The organism is Aeromonas sp. 1HA1, assembly GCF_029237385.1.
GTDB lineage: Bacteria > Pseudomonadota > Gammaproteobacteria > Enterobacterales > Aeromonadaceae > Aeromonas > Aeromonas popoffii.
Map to the genome: position 1 here is coordinate 1 of NZ_JAACGC010000202.1, position 780 is coordinate 780.

Consider the following 780-nt stretch of genomic DNA (forward strand, 5'->3'; position numbering starts at 1 on the left):
AACTCATCGAGCACCACCGGTGCCTGGGTGGCGAGGCACTCCTGCCAGTAGCGGGAGAAGGCGTTGGTAATGATTTGGCTCATGCTGTCCTCTTGAGGGTTGCGCCGAATACCTGCTGGCTCATGTCAATGCGACCGGTGCGCAAGGTGCCGGTGACCGGGTACACCACCTGAAAGCGGTAGCGGCGGCAGGTGCGGCCATAGTGTTGAATGAGGGTTTCCATCAGTTGCTGGTTGGCGGCGATGGCGCTGTCGGTCACCTCGATGGTGATAACGTCCCAGGGTGTGCCGGCCTGGCGTTCGTGAATGTCGCACCAGCCGATATCAAGGCGCTCGAAGATGCGCTTAAAGCCCGCCACCTCGCCGGCGTCCCGGGCGTTCACAAAGGCGAACCTGACCCGTTTGCGAAAGAGCGGCAGCGGCTCGCCATTAAAGCGGGCGATGTCCCGCTCCCAGGCAAGCAAGGAGAGCAGGGATTCGGAGCAGGTCAGCGGGTCTTGCTGGGCTAGTGGCAGCAGTAGCCACCCCTTGAGCCGCTGCCAGAAGGCGTTGATGCCCCGGGCCAGAAATCCGGGCTCAGCGTGGGCGGGGCTGATGGTGTAACCGTCTTCCCACCAGGGGGCGCTGGCATCCGGCAGCACCGGCGCCTGCAGATCGTGTTCAAGCGGGGTTGGATTAGTCATGCAGGGTCACCACCAGTTTGCCAAGGCGCGGGATGGCCAGCCCCGAGACGATGTCACTCTCCCCAAAGCGCAGGCTCTGCAGCTGCGGGAACTGGCTG

The 780-nt window shown here is 63.5% G+C and carries 1 protein-coding gene; it reads right to left on the reverse strand.

Annotation, left to right across the window (positions count from 1 at the left end; all coding sequences use genetic code 11):
• Window positions 1-79: 79 nt before the first annotated feature.
• Window positions 80-682: a phage tail protein gene (locus GWQ22_RS21670; RefSeq protein ID WP_275931651.1), complete on the reverse strand. Its 603-nt coding sequence runs from the start codon at window positions 680-682 to the stop codon at window positions 80-82.
• Window positions 683-780: the final 98 nt, after the last annotated feature.

Bases quoted from the DNA above. Each gene is read 5' to 3' on its own strand.
- GWQ22_RS21670 (WP_275931651.1), bottom strand. From the start codon at position 682: ATGACTAATCCAACCCCGCTTGAACACGATCTGCAGGCGCCGGTGCTG.